We start from the raw sequence: 20,634 nt of genomic DNA on the forward strand, positions 1-20,634 counted from the left end.
CGCGGTCGCCGCTTCGCGGTGGATGCCGGATCGAGTCCGGCATGACAGCCAAAGACCAGCTGTCATTGCGGGCGCGACCCGCAATCCATCTTCGATCAAGCGCGGTCGCCGCTTCGCGGTGGATGCCGGATCGAGTCCGGCATGACAACCGTACGCAGCGGCTGTTCACTTCGACTCAAACACCAGGCACGTCGTCGTCGCGTGCGCATACAGCGTGCCGTCTGGTCCATAGAGCCGTGCTTCCGCCGTAGCCAGTTGCCGGCCGCAATGGATCACCTTGCCTTCCGCGCGCACGCGGGCCGCCTTGTTGCCGATGGCGCGCACGAGGTTCACCCCGAGTTCCGCCGTGGTGTAGCCGCGGCCCGGCGGCATCATGGTGTGCACCGCGCAGCCCAGTGCTGAATCCAGCAGCGTCGCATACCAGCCGCCATGAATGCCGCCCATCGGATTCAGGTGAGTCGGCCCCGGCGTGCCCTGGAACACCGCGCGACCCTCGCCGATCTCGATAAGCAGGAAGTCCAGCGTCTTCGCAATCGGCGGATAGGGCATCTCACCGCGCAGCATCGCCTGCATCATCTCCAAACCTGTCTTGCCGGCGACATGCTCAGCTCGCGCCACGCCGGGGCCGACGCCCGCGTCGATCATCGCTTTCACTTCGCGTTCCTGGGCCAGCCAGGCTTCGAGCTGGTTCATCGGGGTCATGGTGTGATTCCTTCAAGGTGTGCAGTCAGACAATTTGCATATTAACTTGCATATGCAACAGTTGCAGCTACAATAATCGTCATGGAAATCTCTGTCAAGCCCCAGGGCTGCACCAACATCAAGCTGCGGCAGCTCATGCGCCGGGTGGCGCAGCACTACGACGCGGAGGTCGGCAAGACAGGGTTGAAGGGCACGCAGTACTCGCTGCTGTCCTATGTGGTCAAGCTCGGCCCCATCCGCCCGGGGGACCTCGCACGCGAAATGCGCATCGACGCGTCCACGCTCACACGCAACCTGCGCCCCCTGATCGACGCGGGCTACCTCCAGCAGATTCCCGGCGCCGACGCACGCAGCCGCCTGGTGATGGTCACCCCTGCGGGCCGCGAAAAGCGTCAGGAGGCGCAGCGCCGCTGGCGCGTGGCGCAGGAGGGCATCAACCAGATGCTCGACCCTGAGCGCGTGGTGGCGCTGCACGAGATGCTCGATGAGTGCCTGGCGCTTTTGTCGCCACTGCCTGAAGGAGACGTCGGTGAGTGAAGTCGCGGCCAGCAAATCCATCCCTGCAGCACCCGTGTTCTGGCTCGTCCTCGTGGCCGCAGCTGCGACGTTCGCCCTCACGATGGGGACCCGGCAGACCATGGGCCTGTTCATGAGTCCGCTCAACACGGCGACGCAACTGGGCATCGCCAACATCAGCCTTGCATTTGCATTCGGGCAACTCTGGTGGGGTCTCACGCAGCCGTTTGCCGGTGCCATGGCTGACAAGGTCGGGGCAGGGCGGGTCCTGTTTGCGGGTACGGTGCTGGTCGCCATCGGCACCTTCATCACGCCCTACATGACGACGACGCTGGGCCTCATCCTGGCGATTGGCGTGTTGTCCGCAGGCGGCGCGGGGATGGCCGGGCCCGCAGTGCTGATGGCCGCGACCACGCGGCTGATACCGCCGCACAGGCGCGGACTGGCCACCGGCATCGTCAACGCAGGCGGCTCGTTCGGCCAGTTCATCATGGCGCCGATTGCCGGTTTCCTGATGGTGGGCATCGGCTGGGCCAACGCGATGCAGGTGATGGGTCTGCTGGTGCTGCTGTGCCTTCCCGCCGCCTTCCTGCTCAAGGGAAATTCGCTGCAGTCCGTGCCCGCAGGGCAGAAGGTCGTGGGCACGGGCGAGGCCCTGCGGACCGCGCTTCGCAACAAAAGCTACCTGCTGCTGGGCGCCGGATTTTTTGTATGCGGCTTTCATGTAGCGTTCCTCGCGACGCATCTTCCGGGCGTGATTGCGTCGTGCGGCTTGCCGGTTCAGTACGCGGCGTGGTCGCTCGCCATGATCGGCCTGTTCAATATCGTGGGCAGCGTGGCGATGGGCTGGGCCGTGGGCCGGTGGCGCATGAAGTCGCTGCTGTCGATGCTGTATGTCGTGCGCGGTCTGGCCGTGCTGGTCTTCCTGCTGGCGCCAAAGACCGGCCCGGTGGTGCTGATTTTCGCGGCAGTGATGGGCGTGACGTTCCTGTCCACGGTTCCGCCGACGGCGGGGCTGGTGGCCAAGTTCTTTGGCACGACCAACATGGCCACCCTGTTCGGCGTGGTGATGCTCACCCACCAGATTGGCGGGTTCCTGGGTGCCTGGCTGGGCGGCAAGGTGTTCGAGGCGACCGGCTCCTACGACTGGGTCTGGTACATCGACATCGTTCTCGCGGTCGGCGCGGCGCTGATTCACTTGCCCATACAGGAGGCGAAGTTACCCGCACCTGCCCGGCCGGCGGCTGCTTGAGTTGCGGTATCGTTCCGGGTATGAAGACCCTGAAATTTGCTTTTGTTGCGCTGGCAGCCTCGCTGGCCCTGGCCGGCTGCAAGGACTCCACCGCTCCGTCCTCCACCGCTGCTGCGCCCGCCGTCCAGGAGAAATCCACGCCGGTGTCCATCGAGGCCATCAAGGCGGAGGCCACCGGTTTTACCGTCGGCTCCTCGATGAGCACGCGCACGGTGTATGTGTTTTTTGATCCGCAGTGCCCGCATTGCGCTGCCTTGTGGAATTCGGCCAAGCCGCTGCGTTCACAGGCCAAGTTCGTCTGGATCCCGGTGGGCATCATGAACAAGTCCAGCACCACGCAGGGCGCCACCATCCTTGCAGCCAAGGACCCGGCGGCGGCCATGGATGAGCATGAAACATCGCTGCTCGCCAAGAGCGGGGGCATCACGGCAGCCAGCGGCACCGATTCGCAGCAGGCCCAGATCAAGAAGAACACGGACCTGATGAACCGGTTCGGCTTCGCGTCGATTCCGACGCTGGTCGCCCAGCACGCGCAAACCGGCGCTATCGTGAAGAACGAGGGCTCCTTGCCGACGCCGGCTCTCGCCGCGTTTATTGGTGTTGCGGCGCCTGCTGGGCAGTAAGCGGCACGCCTGACCAGCCGCGGGCCGGGTTCGCCCGGGTCGCCCAACCGCGATCTGCTGCGCCTGACAACGCGTGGCAGATCACGATCATTTCTCCGATCAGCTCTTGCTGCTCCGTGCGAAGGCGTTGCCATTCAGGGTCTTCGCTGGCCTCGCACCAGGCCCAGCCCTGGGACAGGCGCAAGAGGCTTTGCTGCCAGAGGTATTCCGAGATTTCGTTGTGAGTCAAAAGCAGGCTCACGATGTGCGAATGCAGTGATGGAAACGCTTCACGCTTGATGGCGCTGGCCACTTCGAGTGGCCTTGGCGATGACAACTCATCCAGGCTTCGTGCGGTAAACGGCAGGTCGCGTTGTTGCTCGATCCAGTCGGTGTATGAGTGCAGGGCCTGTGCCATCTTGTGGCTTTGCGACCGGAGAAATGCGGCGCGCCCGATGCTTTGCTGGAAGAAGGACGACGCGACCGTGATCACGCCCAGCGCGGTGAGAAGGGTGAAGATCAGTTGGTCTGTCATGGTGCGATCGGGTTGCCCGAATGCTCCATCGGCCTGTGATGGCGCCCTGTAGGACGACGACCCGTCACAACGAGTCATCTCACTTACGGTGCGAAACACGCTCTGCCGTTGGGCCGGGCGGGGCAGTGCAAAGGCTAGACCGGCACCACGTAGTTCAGCGTCATGCGGCCTCCGTCCACGACCAGGATTTCGCCAGTGACATAGCTGGCGGCGTCGCTGGCCAGATAGGCCACTGCGTCGGCAATCTCGGCAGGGTCACCCAGCCGCTTCATGGGCGTGCGGCTCATGATCCGCTTTTTCGCATCCTCACTGGTGAGCACAGCTTTGGAAGCCAGCTCGGTGGCGATCGTGCCGGGCGCGACGGCGTTGACGCGAATGCCGTGGTCTGCGAGGGAAAGCGACATCACGCGGGTCAGCTGGTTGATGCCGCCCTTGCTCACGTTGTAGCTGGCGATATTGGGAATGGCCAGAACGCCGTTGACCGAACTCATGTTGACGATGGAGCCGCCGCCAGCCCTGGACATTTCCCGCGCGCAGGCCTGTCCGACAAGGAACGCGCCTTTGAGGTTCACGCGCAGCACGGCATCGAAGTCGGCCTCGGTGATCTCCAGAAAATCCGCTGCCTTGAAGATGCCGGCGTTGTTGACCAGCACGTCGATGCGCCCGTGTGCGGCAAGCGTCCTTGCCACCATTGCATCGACCTGCGATTTGTCCCCGACGTCGCAGTGGATGTAGAGCCCGCCGAGTTCTTCAGCCAGCGGCTGGCCGTGCGAATCGTCCACATCCACGATGACGACCTTCGCGGCCTCACGGGCGAAGCGGCGCACGCAGGCTTCGCCTATGCCTTGCGCGCCACCCGTGACGACGCAGACGCGGCCTGACAGGCCGAAGTGGATGGCTGGATTGGAGCTGTGGACGCTGTTCATGCGCGGATGGTACCTGCCCATGCGGCAGCGAAATCGAGCGCGGCGCGGCGCACGTCCTGCACCGGCATCCCGGGCTTGTAGAGCGCGGAGCCGATGCCGAATCCGCTCGCGCCCGCATCGCGGTAAGCCTGCATGTTGCCGGTGTGGATGCCGCCGACCGGAAGCAGCCGGGTTTGCAGGGGCAGCACTGCGCGAAGCGCCTTCACCGCAGCGGGCGAGATCATTTCGGCGGGGAAGAGCTTCAGTCCCGATGCGCCCGCTGCCAGTGCGGCAAATGCTTCTGTGGCGGTTGCCACCCCCGGCAGGCACACCATGCCCAGCCCCACGGCTTCGCTCACGACATCTGCGTTGAAATTGGGCGAGACCACGAGCTGCGCACCGGCGTCATGCACATCGCGAACCTGCGCCACGTCGAGCACGGTTCCGGCGCCGATCAACGCGTCGGGGCAGGCATTGCGCAGCAAGCCGATGCTGTCCAGGGGTTGTGGTGAGTTCAGCGGCACTTCGATGATCTTCCAGCTGCTTTCAACCAGCGCAGCGCCGACGGCGATGGCTTCTGCCGATGTGATCCCGCGCAGGATTGCAACGAGTGGCAGCGCCGACATCGCGGCATTGAGTTTCTGTTCGATGTTCATGTCTTGCCCGATTCAATCCAGTGTTCGTGCGATGGCGGCCAGGCCGCGCCACGTGGCCTGCGAGCCGGGACTGCGCGTGGAGATTCCAAGCCACTGCAGCGCCACGCCGTATCGCTGTGCCAGCGCGTCGTTCCCCACGATGATGACCGGGTCGGCCTCATGCGTTGGGTAAGCGCGCAGCTCCTCGCCGATGACGAGGCCTGAAAGATAACTGGGCATCACCTGCGCAGGCATGCGGTCGAACAGCGACAGCGTCCTCGCGCTGAAAGCCGCCTGCAGCAGGTTTGCGCAGTCGAAGGCGTGCTCCAGGCCTGCGCGAAATGCAGGCTCGTCGAACTGCAGGTCTTGCGCGGGCATGGTGCGCGAAAGAATCGATTGATGACGAAGCAGCGCGTAGGTTTCGCCGGTCATGAAGGTTGAAAAGCTGTCGATCCTGCGGTTCGTGGCGCGCACCCATTTGCTGTGGGTGCCGGGCAGGACCAGCCGCGCCGAGTCCAGCGACAACGCTTGCAGCGCACCAAAAACCTGGGTCTCTTCGCCGCGCATCACGTCCGGCACGCCGTGGTGCTCGCAACGCAGGCCCGGAACGATGGCGATGTTGCCTGCGTCCACCCAGAGCAGTTGGCCCGCGATGTCGCCAAAGCCAGCCGGGCAGGCGGCATAGGGCGCTTCCATCCAGCCCTGCCTGCTGCCGGCCATGCCGCAGATGAGGGTCAGCGCGCCGGCAGGCCATCCGCTGCACGCCTGCGCGAGCACCGACGCGAATTCACCCGGCGTCACCGACAGGATGCCCTGTGCCGACGACCGTTCTTCAACGGCCTGCCCGCGTTCATCGAGCAGCGCCACACGCAGTGAGGTCGTGCCCCAGTCAACAGCGATCAGCGGGCGCTTCATGCGAGCAGGGCCTGCACATGTGCAGGGTGGGGCAGTGGCGCGACGGCGCCGAATCCCTGCACCGACAAGGCAGCAGCGGCGTTGGCGTATCGCGCTGCCTCGAAGATGGTGTCGCCCTTCGCGAGACGGGCCAGCAGGTTGCCGCAGAAGCAGTCGCCTGCGCCGGTCGCATCGACAACCTTCACGCGATGCCCTGGAATGGATAGGCGCGTTGTGCCATCGCTCACCAGAGCCCCATCCCCGCCGAGCTTGAGCGCGACCTGTCTTGCGCCGTGCGCATGGCTCCAGTCGATGATGGCTTCGGGGTCTTCGAGCCCGCTGAGCGCGCAGACATCGTCGATGCTGGGCAGGAAGATGTCGCTCAGGCCGATCGCGCGCGCCAGGACCTTGCGTGCTTCGTCAAGCGGCCAGAGCTTCAGGCGCAGGTTGGAGTCGAGCGAGACCAGCGTTCCCGCGTCGCGTGCCTCCTGCATGGCTTGAAGGACGGTCTCGCGGGCGGTGGCAGAAATGGCAAGCGAGATGCCTGACACATGAAGGATCTTCGCGCGCCTGACCAGCGTTCGCGGCAACCACTGGGGCGTCATGCGGCTGGCAGCGGAACCCGCGCGCAGGTAGCTGAACTCGTGACCGGCCGGGCCGTGCGTGACGAAGTAGATGCCAGTCGGCGCGCCTGCATCGCGCTCGACGCCTTGCGTGTCAACGCCTTCGCGCAGCCACAGCGCCATCAGCGCATCGCCGAACGAATCCTGTCCCAGGCGTGTGAGGTAGGTCGTGCGTGCACCGGCGCGTGCCGCGGCAATCACGGCATTGCTGGTGTCACCACCGAAACCCTGCAGGTAATGCGGCTGCCCAGCCTGCGTCTGGTTGAACTCCAGCATGGCCTCGCCGATGGCGGCGATGTCGAAAGGCTTGTCCATGGGCTGTGGTCTGTTGGGTTGAAGGGACGGTTGTAGCGTAGCGGGTCTTGTGAGCACTTTCCAATTCGTGGGGCCGCGCAATAGTTGTGCATGCGCGCCCCCGGCCGGTGCGTGTGGCAACCAACCATCACCCGAATTGAAATTGCCTGTGCTGCAGACATTCCCGACGCTAGAATTGTCTATACAACATGAGCATTTTGGGAGTGCTGTGCCTCTGGTGGAAACCCCCGCATCGACTGGTCCGCAGCCTCGGCCCGACCCGGACGCTCCGTCTGGTTGGCTCGCTTCGACGAGCCTGCTCGACCTCGAGGACACCAAGCTGCGGCTGCGCGCCCATGCCCTGACGCAGCTTTGCAAGTCGGAGCGCGAGAAGGCGCTGGCCATCTACGGTTTCGTCAAGCGCATTCCCTTTGCCAAGCCGCTCAAGATGCGGCTGCGCACCGCACGCGAAGTGATCGCTGCCGGCCGCGGCGATGCAGACGACAAGTCCACCGTGCTGATTGCGCTGATGCGCGCTGTCGAAATTCCGGCGCGTATCCGCTACATCGAGCTTCGCGGCGAGATTCTTCGCGGGCTCACCACCGGTGTCGCTTCAGCGGTCCGTCCCGTCGCCGAGATATGGCTGAACGGCACCTGGATGCGCACCGACACCTACATTTTCGACGCGGCCTACATGGCTGCCGCACGCAGGCGGCTGCAGGATTCTGGTTGGGATTGGGGCTACGGCATCCACCGCGAGGGCCACATGATCTGGACTGCGGCCGGCGATGCCTGGCTGGGCGGCATGCCCACCGCGAGTGATCCGATGGTCATGAATGACATGGGCGTCTTCAGCGATCCGATGCAATTGGCTGCATCCCCGATCTGGCGAGCTTCATACCCCAGGCTCGCACGCGCAGTGCAGTGGAATGTGCTGGCCCCGATGATGGAACGTGTGGTGCGCGAGCTTCGCGAAGAGGCGCGCACGCCGCCCCCGGCTGTGACGACCCGGCGGGCTTGAGGCCGCAGCGAGAGGATGCCGGATCGATTCCGGCGTGACAGCCCTGCTACTGCATCTGCCCCGACAACAGGATCTGCTTTCGGCTTGTGTTTGGCACGGCCTTGAGCAAGGCCCGCGCAACCTTCGCTGAGTCAATTGACCGGTAGTTGACCGGAATCAGCGGCGCCAGCCAGCGGCTGATGTTCATCGCCAGCTTTTCGCCGCTGCGAAGCGGTTGACCCAGCACCGAGCGATCGCCCGCGAGGAAAGAAGGGCGGGCGATCACGAGCGTGTCGAAACCGAGCGCCGAGAGTGCATCTTCGGTCTCGCCCTTGACGCGGTTGTAGAAAATGCCCGATGCGCGATCGGCGCCCATGGCACTCACCACGCCCAGGCGCTTTGCCCCCGCAGCTTTTGCGGCTCTCGCCACGGCCAGCACCGCGTCGAAGTCGATGGTGCGAAACGCCTCCTGGCTGCCGGCAACCTTGATGGTGGTGCCCAAAGCAATGAAGGCCTCGCCCACGCTGGGCAGCGCGGGCAAGGCCTTCGAATAATCGACCCGATGCTGGACCAGCTTCGGGTGAGTGAGTGCAATTTCGCGGCGGCCCAGGCTATGGACCACCGCTACCGAATCATCGGCCAAAAGTCCTTGCAGGATTTCCCGGCCCACGAGCCCCGTAGCCCCCGCCACCAGAACGGTTCGACCGGCCACCGCCGCCCCCACCACCGCCTCCGCCGCCACGTCGGCCGCGGCCGCCCATGCTGTCGACGCTGGTGCGCAAGGGATCGGGTTGTCCATCGGTGTGTTTGACTGTTGCGTCCCGTTGAACGAACGGGCTGGAGATATTGTGCGCTCCATCGCGGGGCTGGTCTTCCAGGTCACGGCGCGGCGGACGTGCGCCGCCATTGCCATTGCCGTTCCCGTTGCCATTGGCGTGACGCGGAGGCTGTCCGTTGCCATAACCGCCACCACCGCCGCCGTTGCCGCCACGGCCTTGCGCCGGACGCGGCGCCTGGGCACGCTGGCCCTGCGGCTGTGCGTTGCCGCCACCGCTGCGACCGCGGCCGCCGCCGTTGCCGCCACCATTGCCTGCACCAGAGCCCGAGCCGCCGCCGGCTGCCCTGCGACCACCACCGCGCTCTGCATCTGCGGCCTTGTTGTCACGGATGCGCTGCATCATTTCCTGGCGCGCTGCCTTGGCAGCTGCAGCCATCACATCGCGGCCCGGCGGCTTGCCGAGGCCGCCCCAGATCGTCTGGCGACCCATGGCGATCGGCTCGGCGCGCTCGTCGGGCTCGGGCGCGAAGCCTTCGATCACAACCGATGGAATGCGCTGCTTGGTGAAGCGCTCGATCTCCTGCATGAAGCCTTCTTCATCCAGGCACACCAGGCTCACGGCCGCGCCGTCGTTGCCCGCGCGGCCCGTGCGGCCGATGCGGTGAACGTAGTCTTCGGGCACGTTGGGGATTTCGTAGTTCACGACGTGCGGCAGCTCGTCGATGTCGATGCCGCGCGCAGCGATGTCGGTGGCAACCAGTGCGCGGATGTCACCGCTCTTGAATCCGCCCAGGGCCTGCGTGCGTGCCGACTGGCTCTTGTTGCCGTGCAGCGCCATCGCGTTGATACCGTTCTTGGTCAGGAATTCGGCGACGTTGTTGGCGCCGAACTTGGTGCGGGTGAACACCAGCACCTGGCTCCAGTTGTGCTCGTTGATGATGTGCGCGAGCAGCTGCTTTTTCTTGGAGCGGCTGACCGGGTGCACGTTCTGCGTGATGCGCTGCACCGTGGTGTTGCGCGGCGTGACCTGGATGCTCTGCGGGTTTTTCAGCAGGCCGTTGGCCAGGTCGCGGATTTCGTCGCTGAACGTGGCCGAGAACAGCAGGCTCTGCTTTTCCTTGGGCATCAGCGCGAGAATTTTCTTGACGTCGGGCAGGAAGCCCATGTCGAGCATGCGGTCGGCTTCGTCGAGCACCAGGATTTGCACGGTGGACAGATCCAGCATGCCTTGCTGCTGCAGGTCGAGCAGGCGGCCGGGCGTGGCGACGAGGATGTCGACACCGGACTTCAGCTTGCTGATCTGGGGGTTCATGCCCACGCCGCCGAAGATGACGGTGGAGGTGAGTTGCAGGTACTTGCCGTAGTTGCGAATGGACTCTTCGACCTGCGCGGCCAGTTCGCGGGTGGGTGTGAGCACGAGGGCCCGGATGCCGTAGCCGCCGAACTTGTTCTTGGCGCTGCGGCTCATGGTGAGCTTGTGCAGCAGGGGGAGGGTGAAGGCAGCGGTCTTGCCGGTGCCGGTCTGTGCGCCGCCCAGAAGGTCATGGCCCTCCAGCACAGCGGGGATGGCCTGCGCCTGGATCGGCGTAGGGGTTTCGTAGCCTTGCTCGCGCACGGCTTTGAGAATGGCAGGAGCCAGGTTCAGTTCGTCAAATGTCATTGGAATGCGCCATCCGTGGCGCTTGGGAATCGGCCTGTACGGTGCGTTGCACCGAGCCAGTCAAAGGCAGATAGGGGTTCAGGGTTGGGAGTCGCGAGACCGTGAGGGTCTTGCATAGTCCCCAGCAGAGTTGCTGAGGTTGCGGGCAACTGGAGTCCGCAACAGCGTGCATTGTCGCATGAAGTTCACTCAAACGTATCACCCATGCCACGGGCTGCGGGGGAAAACACTGGCGCGACCTCACCCTGCCGACTCATAATTGGTTTGAATTACTGCAATTGCCCATGGCCAGCCTGCTGAAAGTTCGACTCGGCGTTTCCGATGACCCTACCGCCTTCCAGCCGTCCCTGAACGACTGCCTGGAGGCCTTGCTGCAGCAGTCCGACCTGCTGGTCACCGACATGCTCGGCGGCCTTGTCGCGGCAACCTCACCCAACAGTCCCCGCCGAATTGCCAGCTTCCAGCAACCCAGCACCAAGCTGGCGATCCAGGGGCTTTCCGCCCAGTCCAAAGCGGTCCTTGCCACCTACAAGCAGGAGCTCACGCGCCTGGTGTACGAAGGCGGTGGCAAGGAGCAGGTGCATGCCGAGCTCCTGCGCTTTGAAGACTTGCGCCTGTTTGAAGATTCCGAACTCGACACCAGCATAGAAGTGGCACGGGCGCAGCAGGAAGTTTCACTGGCCGTCGATGACGTCCTGCCAGGGCTTGACGCGCTGATGAGCACGCTGCTGGGCTGGCGGACCATACAGCCGGGGCTCAATCCCCTGCGGCCCGATGTGTTCGTGCGGGCACTTCAGACCACGCTCGCGGTGCATGTGCCTGACGATCATGTGCGCGAGGCCCTGATTGCTCCGGCGGCGGGCCTGCTGGGCTCCAACCTTCGCAAGCTCTATCGCGAGCTGACCGACTGGCTACGGTCATCCGGTGTCGAGCCTGCCGTGCCCATAGGCGGCAGGGTGACCAAGGCTTCGGGTGCCTCTGGCGCGCCGGTCGCCGATTCGATGGCCAAGACCTTGCTCACGCTGGACAAGCTGCGCAAGTTGCTGGCCGGGGACTTTGACTCACAGCCATCCGGCCAGCGCGACTTCCTGCACACCATGCCTGCATCCATGTCGATGCTCCAGGACATGAAGCAGGTCGATGTGCTGGTGCAGAAGCTCGAAAAACGCATCAAGGTTCCGCCCCCCGCAGCCGTCGACATGCTGATCGAGGCCGAGGCGCCCAAGGCACCGCAGCCGCGCCTGGGTCACCAGCTGGGCGAGGAAGTGGTGCGGCTCATGTTCGACAACCTGGCGGTCGACAAGCGCCTGCTGCCGCAGTTCAAGGCGCAGCTCAAGGCCATCGAGCCGGCTGTGCTCAAGCTGGCCGAAGGCGACTCCCGGTTTTTCAGCGATCGCACGCATCCGGCCCGGCAGTTCCTGGACCGGATCACGCAGCGCAGCCTTGCCTTCCAGGACGAGAAGGATCCGGGCTGGGCGCGCTTTCTGGCAACGGTCGAAGATTCGACCAACTGGCTGGGCAGCAAGGTCGTCGACGCCGACACGTTCGGCGAGTTGATGGATCACCTGCAGGACCAGTGGTCCGAACACGATCATGTGCTCAAGCAGCGTCGCGAGGAAGCGGCGCGGGCCCTGCTTCATGCGGAACAGCGAAACCTGCTGGCCCAAAAGCTCGCCGCAGGCTTTGCCACCCAGTTCGACGGCCTGGAAGTTCCGGACTTCGTGTCCGACTTCCTGCGCAACTCGTGGGCCCAGGTCGTGGCCGAAGCGCAGCTCAGCTGTGCTGATGGGTCCGATGACCCGTACGGCTACCGGACCATGGTCGATGACCTGGTCTGGAGCGTGCAGAGAAGCACGGCAACGCGCGGCCGCTCACGCCGCCTGGTCCAGATGATTCCGGGCCTGTTGTCCAAGCTGCGTGAAGGCCTGGACCGCATCGAATATCCGCCGGAACTCACCGCACGTTTCTTCAACAACCTGATCGTGATCCACCGCGCCGCCGTTCACGAAGGCCGCGACGAGGTGAGCCAGGCGGCGGCGCAGGCCGCAGAGGCCGAGGAGTCCAACTTCAACGAGGAACTGGCCGCGGTCGATGCGATCTGGCTGGATAACCAGGAAGCGGTCGACTCCGGCTTCATGGACGGCGACGCGCTCCTGCCCGAACACGTGGCCAGTCCGGAAGCGATGATCGAGCAGCCCAGCGAACCTGCGCGGGCCGGCGAGATGAAGACAGGTTCCTGGGTCGAGCTCAAGGTCAAGAACGAGTGGATCCGGGCGCAGCTCACCTGGTCCAGTCCCCACGGCACGCTGTTCATGTTCACCTCGATCGCGGGCACTGCGCACTCCATGTCGCGGCGCACGATGGACCGGTTGCGCGCCCAGGGAATGATCAAGATCGTTGCCGAACGCAATGTGGTCGATGAAGCGCTGGACCAGGTCGCCAAGACGGCACTGAAAAACAGCCTGGACAACAACAAGGGTTAAGCCGGTCTGTCATGCCGGGCTGACCCGGCATCCAGGCTGCTCGACGGCGCACCCGGTCATGGATTGCGGCTCAGGTCCGCAACCACATCCCAAGCGATAATCACGGGTTACCCCCGCACAAGCAGAAATAATGGCCCAGTACGTCTTCACCATGAATCGCGTCGGCAAGATCGTGCCGCCGAAACGTCACATTCTCAAAGACATCTCCCTGTCTTTCTTTCCCGGCGCCAAGATCGGCATGCTCGGCCTGAACGGCTCGGGCAAGTCCACGCTGCTGAAAATCATGGCAGGCGTGGACAAGGAATACGAGGGCGAAGCCACCCCGATGCCGGGGCTGAACATTGGCTACCTGCCGCAAGAGCCCAAGCTCAACCCCGAGCACACGGTCCGCGAAAGCGTCGAAGAGGCGATGGGCGAGGTCTTCGCCGCCAAGGCCAAGCTCGAAGAGGTCTATGCCGCCTACGCTGAACCCGATGCCGACTTCGATGCCCTTGCTGCCGAACAGGCCCGGCTTGAAGCCATCATCGCCACGTCCGGCACCGACTCCGAGCACCAGCTCGAAATCGCAGCCGATGCCCTGCGCCTGCCGCCCTGGGACGCGAAGATCGGCGTGCTGTCCGGTGGTGAAAAGCGCCGCGTCGCGCTGTGCCGCCTGCTGCTGTCCAAGCCCGACATGCTGCTGCTCGACGAGCCGACCAACCACCTGGACGCCGAATCGGTCGAATGGCTCGAAGTGTTCCTGACGCGCTTCTCCGGCACGGTGGTCGCCATCACCCACGATCGCTACTTCCTGGACAACGCAGCCGAATGGATTCTGGAGTTGGACCGGGGCAACGGCATTCCATGGAAGGGCAACTACAGCACCTGGCTGGAGCAAAAGGGCGAGCGCCTGGCGCAGGAGCAAAAGAGCGAAGAGGCCCACGCCAAGGCGCTCAAGAAAGAGCTGGAGTGGTCGCGCCAGAACCCCAAGGCACGTCAGGCCAAGAGCAAGTCCCGCCTGGCCCGCTTCGAAGAGCTGTCGGACGTCGAATACCAGAAGCGCAACGAGACGCAGGAGATCTTCATCCCTGTCGCCGAGCGTCTGGGCCAGCAGGTCATCGAATTCCACAACGTCACCAAGTCGTTCGGTGACCGCGTGCTCATCGACAACCTGAGCTTCACCGTGCCACCGGGTGCCATCGTCGGCATCATCGGCCCCAACGGTGCCGGTAAATCCACCTTGTTCAAGCTGATTGCAGGCAAGGAGCAACCCGATAGCGGAAGCGTCGTGATCGGCTCGACCGTCAGGATGGCATTCGTTGACCAGCACCGTGACGAACTCGAAAACCAGAAGACCGTCTGGGAAGACATCTCGGGCGGCCTGGACATCCTGACCGTCGGCAAGTTCCAGATGGCCAGCCGCGCTTACGCGGGCCGCTTCAACTTCAACGGCGGCGACCAGCAAAAGCGTGTGGGCACGCTCTCCGGCGGTGAACGCGGCCGGCTGCACCTGGCCAAGACGCTGATCGCAGGCGGCAACGTGTTGCTGCTTGACGAGCCGTCAAACGACCTGGACGTGGAAACCCTGCGCGCGCTGGAAGATGCGCTGCTCGAGTTTGCCGGCAGCGTGATGGTCATCAGCCACGATCGCTGGTTCCTGGACCGTATCGCGACGCACATCCTTGCTGCCGAAGGTGACAGCCAGTGGACGTTCTTCAACGGCAACTACCAGGAATACGAAGCCGACAAGGTCAAGCGCCTGGGTGAAGAGGGCGCTCGTCCTCATCGGATGCGCTACAAGGCGCTGAAGTAACGCGCACCGGGCTCATCGGGCACACCGGCCTGTCATTGCGGACTCGATCCGCAATCCATGACTTCAGCGGCCGTAGCTGCTTCGCAGTGGATGCCGGATCACGCCCCCGGCATGACAGCCACTTCAAGCCGTGATGCTGGTCTGCATCCGGTTGAGTTCCCGCTCCAGCTCAGCCAGCCCGCCATCTAGCGCGTCATCCGCTTCGGGCGGCAAGTTGCCGTCTGGCGACAACTTGTCCGCCATCTCCGGCAGGATTTCCGCAAAGCCGCGGGCAACTTCCTCTTCAGGAACGCCGAGCTGGCGCGACAGGCGTGACAGCTCCTCCAGGCCCACGACATCATTGATCGCGGTCTCGTCCACGTCGGTGTTCTGGTCGGTCGAGAGCCACGATTGGGCCTGCTTCGTGTAACCCTTCTGCCTGAAGCGATCGAGCACCGCGCCCACGCCGCCATTGCGCTGCACCCACTGCATGGCGAACGGAAGCAGCATCGCAATCAGCATGCCCTTGTTTCCTGCGAGCGCGCCGCCGGGGCTGCCCATGGGCCGTCCGCGGCCGAGCATTCCGCCGAGCAGGTCGCCCAGCCCGCCTGAGCCGGCAGCGCCGGGCGCACCGGCATAGGGGCCGGCCTTTGCGCGGCCGCGCATGGCCTTCGCAAACACGCCGGCAAGAATGGATCCAAGGATTGGGTTGGCCATGTTCTTAACTCCTGTGTAATGTATTGAGGTCAGCTTAAACTGGCGCTGCACGCTCGTTTCGTAGGCCCGGACCGATCACAGGCGCGGGTCAATGCCCTGCAAGGGCAGGCGAGACGGTCAAGCTCAAGAGTGAAGACTCCAGGGAGACGCAGATGCAAAACGCATCGCAACAGTCAGCGCACCAGGCGCTCTTTCGCGCCTGCATGAAGGATGCGGCACTGCAGGGCCTGGCCCTCATGCACAGGCTGGTCGCCGAGGCCGCGAATTCGCTCGCACGCGCCAGCGCGATGGGCCACGACGATCTGGAGCGCAAGCTCCTCACCGAGGCATCCCGTTTGCTGGCGAAAAACGAACCTGCGCTGTGCGAAGCGTATCCACAGGCGCTGCTTGCCGAGTTCGCGCAGGCCATCGCTGGCGACGCACGAAAGCCCGGTACGCTGAGCTTCGATTCGCTGGAACTGATGGGCGACGAGCAGATGCAGGAAAGCGTCGACCAGATGCGCCTGCAACAGGCGGTGTCCTCCCAGGTGGAAGCGGAGCTGTCAGAACTCAATACCCTGCTTTGCGCCGTGCAGGGGCTCAAGACCATGCCCGCTGACCGCAGCCCCTTGCGTCCCGAGGTCTTCGTGCGGTCCCTGCGAAAGATCGTCAAGGAAAGCCCGGTCGCGCTGCCGGTTCAAAACCGCTGGATTCATCACATGGGCCAGGCGCTGGGCGTTCAGCTGGCGCGCGTCTACAAGGACCTTGCAGACAACCTGCGCATGCAGGGCGTGACACCCGCCGGGTTCAATGCCGCGCCCATGCGGGAAGCAGGGTCGCCGGGGCAGGGCGCGGCGCATCCGGGCGCTGCCGCCAGCACCCTGCTCAACCTCAGGGAACTGCGCAGGCTGCTGGCCGGCGAATTCGATTCACCCGACCCTGCAGACATGATCGGATCGGCGCGCGGTCCCGAGTTCTCCATGACCGTGCCGGCAGCGCTGGAGACCCTGCAGGAAATGAAGCAGGTGGACCAGGTGCTGGCACGCCTGCGGCAGCGCCAGTGGTCAGGTGATGTTGTCGATGTGACGGGCGATACATCGGTGCGCGAAGTCCTGCGGGCCAAGGCGCACAGGCCCGGTCAGGCACTGGCGCTGGAGGTGGTGGACCTGATGATCGACAAGATCGCCAGCGATCCGCGCCTGTTGCCGCCGGTGCAGCAGACAGTGCGCGAACTCGAACCCGCACTGCTGCGCCTGGCCATGGACGATCCGCGATTTTTCAGTGACCGCAAGCATCCGGCGCGCCGCCTGCTGGAGCAGATGACGCAGCGCAGCCTGGCATGGGAGTCCATCGAGGCACCGGGCTTTGCCGCGTTCATCGAGCCGTTGCAGCAGGCGGTCGAAGTGCTGCTGTCCACTCGCATCCCCGGTGCGGAGCCGTTCGAGTTTGCATTGACCACGCTCGAAGAGGCGTGGGGCGAAGCCCAGCAGCGCGATCGCCACCACCGCGAAAAAGCCGTGCGCGCCTTGCTGCAGGCCGAGCAGCGCAATCTGCTGGCCGAGCGCATCGCCAGGGAATTTCGGGTGCGTCCCGACGTGCAGGCTGCGCCACGGGAAGTCACCGCATTCCTGGTGGGTCCGTGGTCGCAGGTCATCGCGCAGGCACGCCTGGGCGAGGGTGCCGATACAGACGATCCCGGAGGTTACGCAGCGATGGTGGCCGACCTGCTGTGGAGCGTGCAGCCGCGCATGACGCCTGCGAATGCCGCGCGGCTGGCCAGCTTCGGGCCGGCGATCACCGACAGGTTGAAGCTCGCCCTTGCCACCATCGACTATCCCTTGCCGGCAACGCAGCGCTTCATGGATCACCTCCAGCGCCTGCACGAATTGACAATCAGGGCTGCAGGTACAGATGCCGCAAAGGGCGCCGCCGATGCAAGGCCGGTCGCGCTGTCCACCAGCATGTCGCGGGAAGAACTCGAAGCGATGATGGGGGAGGGTGGCGATGGCGATGGCGATGGCGGTGAGGGCGAGCACGGATCGTGGCTCGCGCCCACCGAGGTCATGCACTCCGGCTTCGTCGAGACCGACCAGTCCCTGTCGCCCCAGCAGGTGTTCCAGCACACCCAGCCGGGCTTCGGCCAGACGCGTCCCGGGGCACAGGGCCAGGCGCGTTCCAGCGTGGAGCCGGAACTGCCGCCAACCAGCCTGCTGCCGGGCGCCTGGGTCGAGATGGCGATCGAAGGCGGCTGGGGCCGCTACCAGGTCACATGGGCCAGCCCTCACCGCACGCTCTTCATGTTCACCAGTGCCTCAGGCAAGCAGCACTCGATGACGCGGCGGCTGCTGGGCAAGATGCTCCAAGGCGGCAGCTTGCGCCTGATCTCGGACCAGACCGTGGTCGATGGCGCGCTCGATGCGGTGGCCGACGAGGCGCTGCGCAACAGCCTCGACGTGAAGCTCTGAGCCCATCGGTTTTCCAATACACTGGACGACTCGCGTGATCCAGCGCGGGACCCGTGCTGCAGCCTTACCCGGCCTTGCAGTGCAGTCATAAACCCCGCGGGCGACACAATCGCGCGCGAAAGGAAACGGATGAACCAGCCACAAGCCTTGCGCTTGCACGTGCCGGAGCCCACTGGGCGACCCGGGTGCGAGACCGATTTTTCCTACCTCCACGTGTCGCCCGCAGGCGCCGTGCGAAGGCCGCCCGTCGACACGGTGCCGCAGGAAACCAGCGACCTCACTTTCCAGCTCATACGCGTGCTCGATCACGATGGCGCAGCCGTCGGGCCGTGGGCGCCGCAGGTCGATGCAGCCATTTTGCGCAAGGGCTTGCGCGCGATGCTCAAGACCCGCACCTTCGATGCGCGCATGCTCATCGCGCAGCGCCAGAAGAAGCTGTCGTTCTACATGCAGAGCCTGGGCGAAGAAGCCATTGGCTCGGCGCACGCGCTGGCACTGGTCGATGGCGACATGTGCTTTCCCACCTACCGCCAGCAGAGCCTGCTGCTGTCACGTGACGATGTGCCGATGTGGGAGCTGATGTGCCAGCTCATGAGCAACGAGCGCGACCCGATGAAGGGCCGCCAGTTGCCTGTGATGTATTCGTACAAGCGCGCCGGCTTCTTCTCGATTTCGGGCAACCTCGCCACGCAATACATACAGGCCGTGGGCTGGGCGATGGCATCGGCCATCAAGGGCGACACGAAGATCGCATCCGCCTGGATCGGCGACGGCGCCACTGCCGAAGCCGACTTCCACACGGCGCTCACCTTCGCGCATGTCTATCGCGCGCCGGTGATCCTGAACGTGGTGAACAACCAGTGGGCGATCTCGACCTTCCAGGCGATTGCCGGTGGTGAATCGACAACCTTCGCCGCGCGCGGTGTCGGCTCGGGCATCGCATCGCTGCGGGTGGACGGCAATGATTTCCTGGCCGTCTATGCCGCTTCGCAATGGGCCGCGGAACGCGCTCGCAGCAACCTCGGGCCCACGCTCATCGAATGGGTCACCTACCGCGCGGGTCCTCATTCCACCTCCGATGACCCGACCAAGTACCGGCCCGCGGACGACTGGGCGCGGTTTCCGCTGGGCGACCCGATCGCGCGGCTCAAGCAGCACCTCGTCCGCATCGGTGAGTGGTCCGATGCGCAGCATCAGCAAGTGCAAAAGGAACTCGAAGCTGAAGTCGCTGCCGCGCAAAAAGAGGCCGAGCGTTACGGCACCCTGCTCGACCATCGCATGCCCAGCGCAGCGGGCATCTTCGAAGACGTGTACGAAACCATGCCCGCGCACCTGCGCCGGCAGCGCCAGGAAATGGGTGTATGAACATGCTGACCAAAACCCGTGACGAGAACATGGCGCAGGCCTCACCCGAGCCGTCCATGAACACCGTGCCCATGACGATGATCCAGGCATTGCGTTCCGCGATGGATGTGATGATGGAACGCGACCCCGATGTGGTCGTGTTCGGACAGGACGTGGGTTACTTCGGCGGCGTGTTTCGCGTTACCGAGGGCCTGCAGGCCAAGTACGGCAAGTCGCGCTGCTTCGATGCGCCGATCTCCGAAGGCGGCATCGTCGGCTGTGCCGTAGGCATGGGCGCTTATGGCCTCAGACCGGTGGTCGAAATCCAGTTTGCCGACTACTTCTATCCCGCATCGGACCAGATCGTGTCGGAGGCCGCGCGCCTGCGATATCGCTCTGCCGGTGACTTCACTGCCCCGATCACGATTCGCATGCCTTGCGGCGGCGGCATCTATGGCGGGCAGACGCACAGCCAGAGCCCGGAAGCGCTGTTCACCCATGTGTGCGGCATCCGCACCGTGATGCCGAGCAATCCGTATGACGCCAAGGGCCTGCTCATCTCGTCCATCGAGAACAACGATCCGGTGATCTTCCTGGAGCCCAAGCGCCTGTACAACGGCCCGTTCGACGGCCATCACGACAGGCCCGTGGTGCCCTGGTCCAAACACGAGATGGGCAATGTCCCCGAGGGCTACTACACCGTGCCGCTGGAATCGGCCAAGGTCTTCAAGCCGGGCAAGGACGTGACCGTCATCACCTACGGCACGATGGTGTGGGTGACCGAATGCGCAGCGCGCGAAACCGGCATCGACGCCGAGATCATCGACCTGCGCTCGATCTGGCCGCTGGACCTGGAAACGATCGTCGAATCGGTGAAGAAGACCAGGCGCTGTGTGGTGGTGCATGAGGCCACCCGCACGAGCGGCTTCGGCGCGGAGCTGCTGTCGCTGGTGCAGGAGAACTGCTTTTATCACCTGGAGGCACCCATCGAACGAGTGGCGGGATACGACACGCCGTACCCGCATGCGCAGGAGTGGGCGTACTTTCCGGGGCCTGAGCGCGTCGGTGCCGCGCTCAAACGAGCGATGGGAGACTGAACCATGGGCTCACATGTCGTAAGAACGCCGGACATCGGCGAAGGCATTGCAGAAGTCGAACTCGTCGCGTGGCACGTCAAGGTCGGGGACATGGTCCAGGAAGACCAGGTGCTGGCCGACGTGATGACCGACAAGGCGACGGTGGAGATTCCCTCGCCGGTCGTTGGCAAGGTGGTGTCGCTGGGCGCTGAAGTCGGCAAGCTGATTTCGGTCGGTGCGGAATTGATTCGCCTGGAAGTTGAAGGTGCGGGTAATGTAAAAGGCGATGCAGCGCCCGCGGTGAGAAGCGATGCAGCGCCCGCGCCGTCGTTGGCCGTTGCTGCACCGGCTGCGGCTGCGGCTGTTACTCCCTCGCCCCTCTGGGGAGAGGGCAGGGGTGAGG

General features: G+C 64.5%; 19 protein-coding genes. 10 read left to right on the forward strand and 9 right to left on the reverse strand.

Annotation, left to right across the window (positions count from 1 at the left end):
* Window positions 1-165: 165 nt before the first annotated feature.
* Window positions 166-702, reverse strand: coding sequence for a PaaI family thioesterase (locus tag AQ12_RS20820; RefSeq protein ID WP_048441903.1), 537 nt, complete (start codon window positions 700-702; stop codon window positions 166-168).
* 81 nt (window positions 703-783) lie between these two features.
* Between AQ12_RS20820 and AQ12_RS20825 the strand changes: the two genes are divergently transcribed.
* From AQ12_RS20825 to AQ12_RS20835, 3 genes are read left to right on the forward strand one after another with little or no spacing between them, the layout of a single operon-like run.
* Entirely contained in the window at window positions 784-1,239 is a 456-nt protein-coding gene (locus tag AQ12_RS20825) for a MarR family winged helix-turn-helix transcriptional regulator (protein WP_048441904.1), read from the forward strand.
* Window positions 1,232-2,470: an MFS transporter gene (locus AQ12_RS20830; protein ID WP_048441905.1), complete on the forward strand. Its 1,239-nt coding sequence runs from the start codon at window positions 1,232-1,234 to the stop codon at window positions 2,468-2,470. The genes AQ12_RS20825 and AQ12_RS20830 overlap by 8 nt, the downstream gene beginning before the upstream one ends.
* 20 nt (window positions 2,471-2,490) lie before the next feature.
* Window positions 2,491-3,093: a DsbC family protein gene (locus AQ12_RS20835; RefSeq protein ID WP_048441906.1), complete on the forward strand. Its 603-nt coding sequence runs from the start codon at window positions 2,491-2,493 to the stop codon at window positions 3,091-3,093.
* Here AQ12_RS20835 and AQ12_RS20840 read toward each other — a convergent pair.
* The 5 genes from AQ12_RS20840 to AQ12_RS20860 form a co-directional block, all read right to left on the reverse strand.
* A complete protein-coding gene (locus AQ12_RS20840) occupies window positions 3,062-3,607 on the reverse strand; it encodes a hypothetical protein (protein ID WP_048441907.1) in 546 nt (181 codons plus the stop codon). The two genes, AQ12_RS20835 and AQ12_RS20840, sit on opposite strands and share 32 nt — an antisense overlap.
* A 134-nt stretch (window positions 3,608-3,741) precedes the next feature.
* Window positions 3,742-4,533 (reverse strand): SDR family NAD(P)-dependent oxidoreductase, encoded by a 792-nt coding sequence (locus AQ12_RS20845; protein WP_048441908.1) that lies wholly within the window; start codon window positions 4,531-4,533, stop codon window positions 3,742-3,744.
* Window positions 4,530-5,168: a 2-dehydro-3-deoxy-6-phosphogalactonate aldolase gene (locus tag AQ12_RS20850; protein WP_048441909.1), complete on the reverse strand. Its 639-nt coding sequence runs from the start codon at window positions 5,166-5,168 to the stop codon at window positions 4,530-4,532. The genes AQ12_RS20845 and AQ12_RS20850 overlap by 4 nt, the downstream gene beginning before the upstream one ends.
* Before the next feature lie 12 nt (window positions 5,169-5,180).
* Window positions 5,181-6,062 (reverse strand): 2-dehydro-3-deoxygalactonokinase, encoded by an 882-nt coding sequence (locus AQ12_RS20855; RefSeq protein WP_048441910.1) that lies wholly within the window; start codon window positions 6,060-6,062, stop codon window positions 5,181-5,183.
* Window positions 6,059-6,979, reverse strand: a complete 921-nt coding sequence (locus AQ12_RS20860) for a sugar kinase (RefSeq protein ID WP_048441911.1) — start codon at window positions 6,977-6,979, stop codon at window positions 6,059-6,061. The genes AQ12_RS20855 and AQ12_RS20860 overlap by 4 nt, the downstream gene beginning before the upstream one ends.
* A 217-nt stretch (window positions 6,980-7,196) precedes the next feature.
* On the opposite strand from AQ12_RS20860, the gene AQ12_RS20865 reads away from it, so the two are divergent.
* A complete protein-coding gene (locus AQ12_RS20865) occupies window positions 7,197-7,979 on the forward strand; it encodes a transglutaminase family protein (protein WP_048441912.1) in 783 nt (260 codons plus the stop codon).
* Between the two features lie 46 nt (window positions 7,980-8,025).
* On the opposite strand, the gene AQ12_RS20870 is transcribed toward AQ12_RS20865, so the two are convergent.
* The gene (locus AQ12_RS20870) at window positions 8,026-8,601 is read right to left on the reverse strand and encodes a hypothetical protein (protein WP_238587790.1); all 576 of its coding nucleotides are present in this window, start codon (window positions 8,599-8,601) and stop codon (window positions 8,026-8,028) included.
* Entirely contained in the window at window positions 8,591-10,396 is a 1,806-nt protein-coding gene (locus tag AQ12_RS20875) for a DEAD/DEAH box helicase (protein ID WP_048441913.1), read from the reverse strand. Before AQ12_RS20875 ends, AQ12_RS20870 begins: the two co-directional genes overlap by 11 nt.
* 284 nt (window positions 10,397-10,680) lie before the next feature.
* Here AQ12_RS20875 and AQ12_RS20880 point away from each other — a divergent pair, with 284 nt between their 5' ends.
* Both AQ12_RS20880 and ettA read left to right on the forward strand, forming a co-directional pair.
* On the forward strand, window positions 10,681-12,879 hold the full coding sequence (locus AQ12_RS20880; protein WP_048441914.1) for a DUF1631 family protein: 2,199 nt from the start codon (window positions 10,681-10,683) through the stop codon (window positions 12,877-12,879).
* A gap of 130 nt (window positions 12,880-13,009) precedes the next feature.
* A complete protein-coding gene (gene ettA / locus AQ12_RS20885) occupies window positions 13,010-14,671 on the forward strand; it encodes an energy-dependent translational throttle protein EttA (RefSeq protein WP_048441915.1) in 1,662 nt (553 codons plus the stop codon).
* Between the two features lie 123 nt (window positions 14,672-14,794).
* Here ettA and AQ12_RS20890 read toward each other — a convergent pair whose 3' ends face one another.
* On the reverse strand, window positions 14,795-15,367 hold the full coding sequence (locus AQ12_RS20890) for a YidB family protein (protein ID WP_048441916.1): 573 nt from the start codon (window positions 15,365-15,367) through the stop codon (window positions 14,795-14,797).
* A 152-nt stretch (window positions 15,368-15,519) separates the two neighbouring features.
* Between AQ12_RS20890 and AQ12_RS20895 the strand changes: the two genes are divergently transcribed.
* From AQ12_RS20895 to AQ12_RS20910, 4 genes are all read left to right on the forward strand, one after another.
* Window positions 15,520-17,811 carry a DUF1631 family protein gene (locus tag AQ12_RS20895; protein ID WP_048441917.1) on the forward strand — a complete coding sequence of 764 codons (2,292 nt, stop codon included), beginning with the start codon at window positions 15,520-15,522 and terminating at the stop codon, window positions 17,809-17,811.
* A gap of 129 nt (window positions 17,812-17,940) precedes the next feature.
* A complete protein-coding gene (locus AQ12_RS20900) occupies window positions 17,941-19,176 on the forward strand; it encodes a 3-methyl-2-oxobutanoate dehydrogenase (2-methylpropanoyl-transferring) subunit alpha (RefSeq protein WP_048441918.1) in 1,236 nt (411 codons plus the stop codon).
* 29 nt (window positions 19,177-19,205) lie between these two features.
* Window positions 19,206-20,252 (forward strand): alpha-ketoacid dehydrogenase subunit beta, encoded by a 1,047-nt coding sequence (locus AQ12_RS20905; RefSeq protein ID WP_193388014.1) that lies wholly within the window; start codon window positions 19,206-19,208, stop codon window positions 20,250-20,252.
* Between the two features lie 3 nt (window positions 20,253-20,255).
* Window positions 20,256-20,634 (forward strand): biotin/lipoyl-containing protein (locus AQ12_RS20910; protein ID WP_048441919.1); only part of this gene is annotated, 379 nt, incomplete at its 3' end.

This window comes from Caenimonas sp. SL110, assembly GCF_001044395.1.
Classification (GTDB): Bacteria; Pseudomonadota; Gammaproteobacteria; order Burkholderiales; family Burkholderiaceae_C; genus Ramlibacter.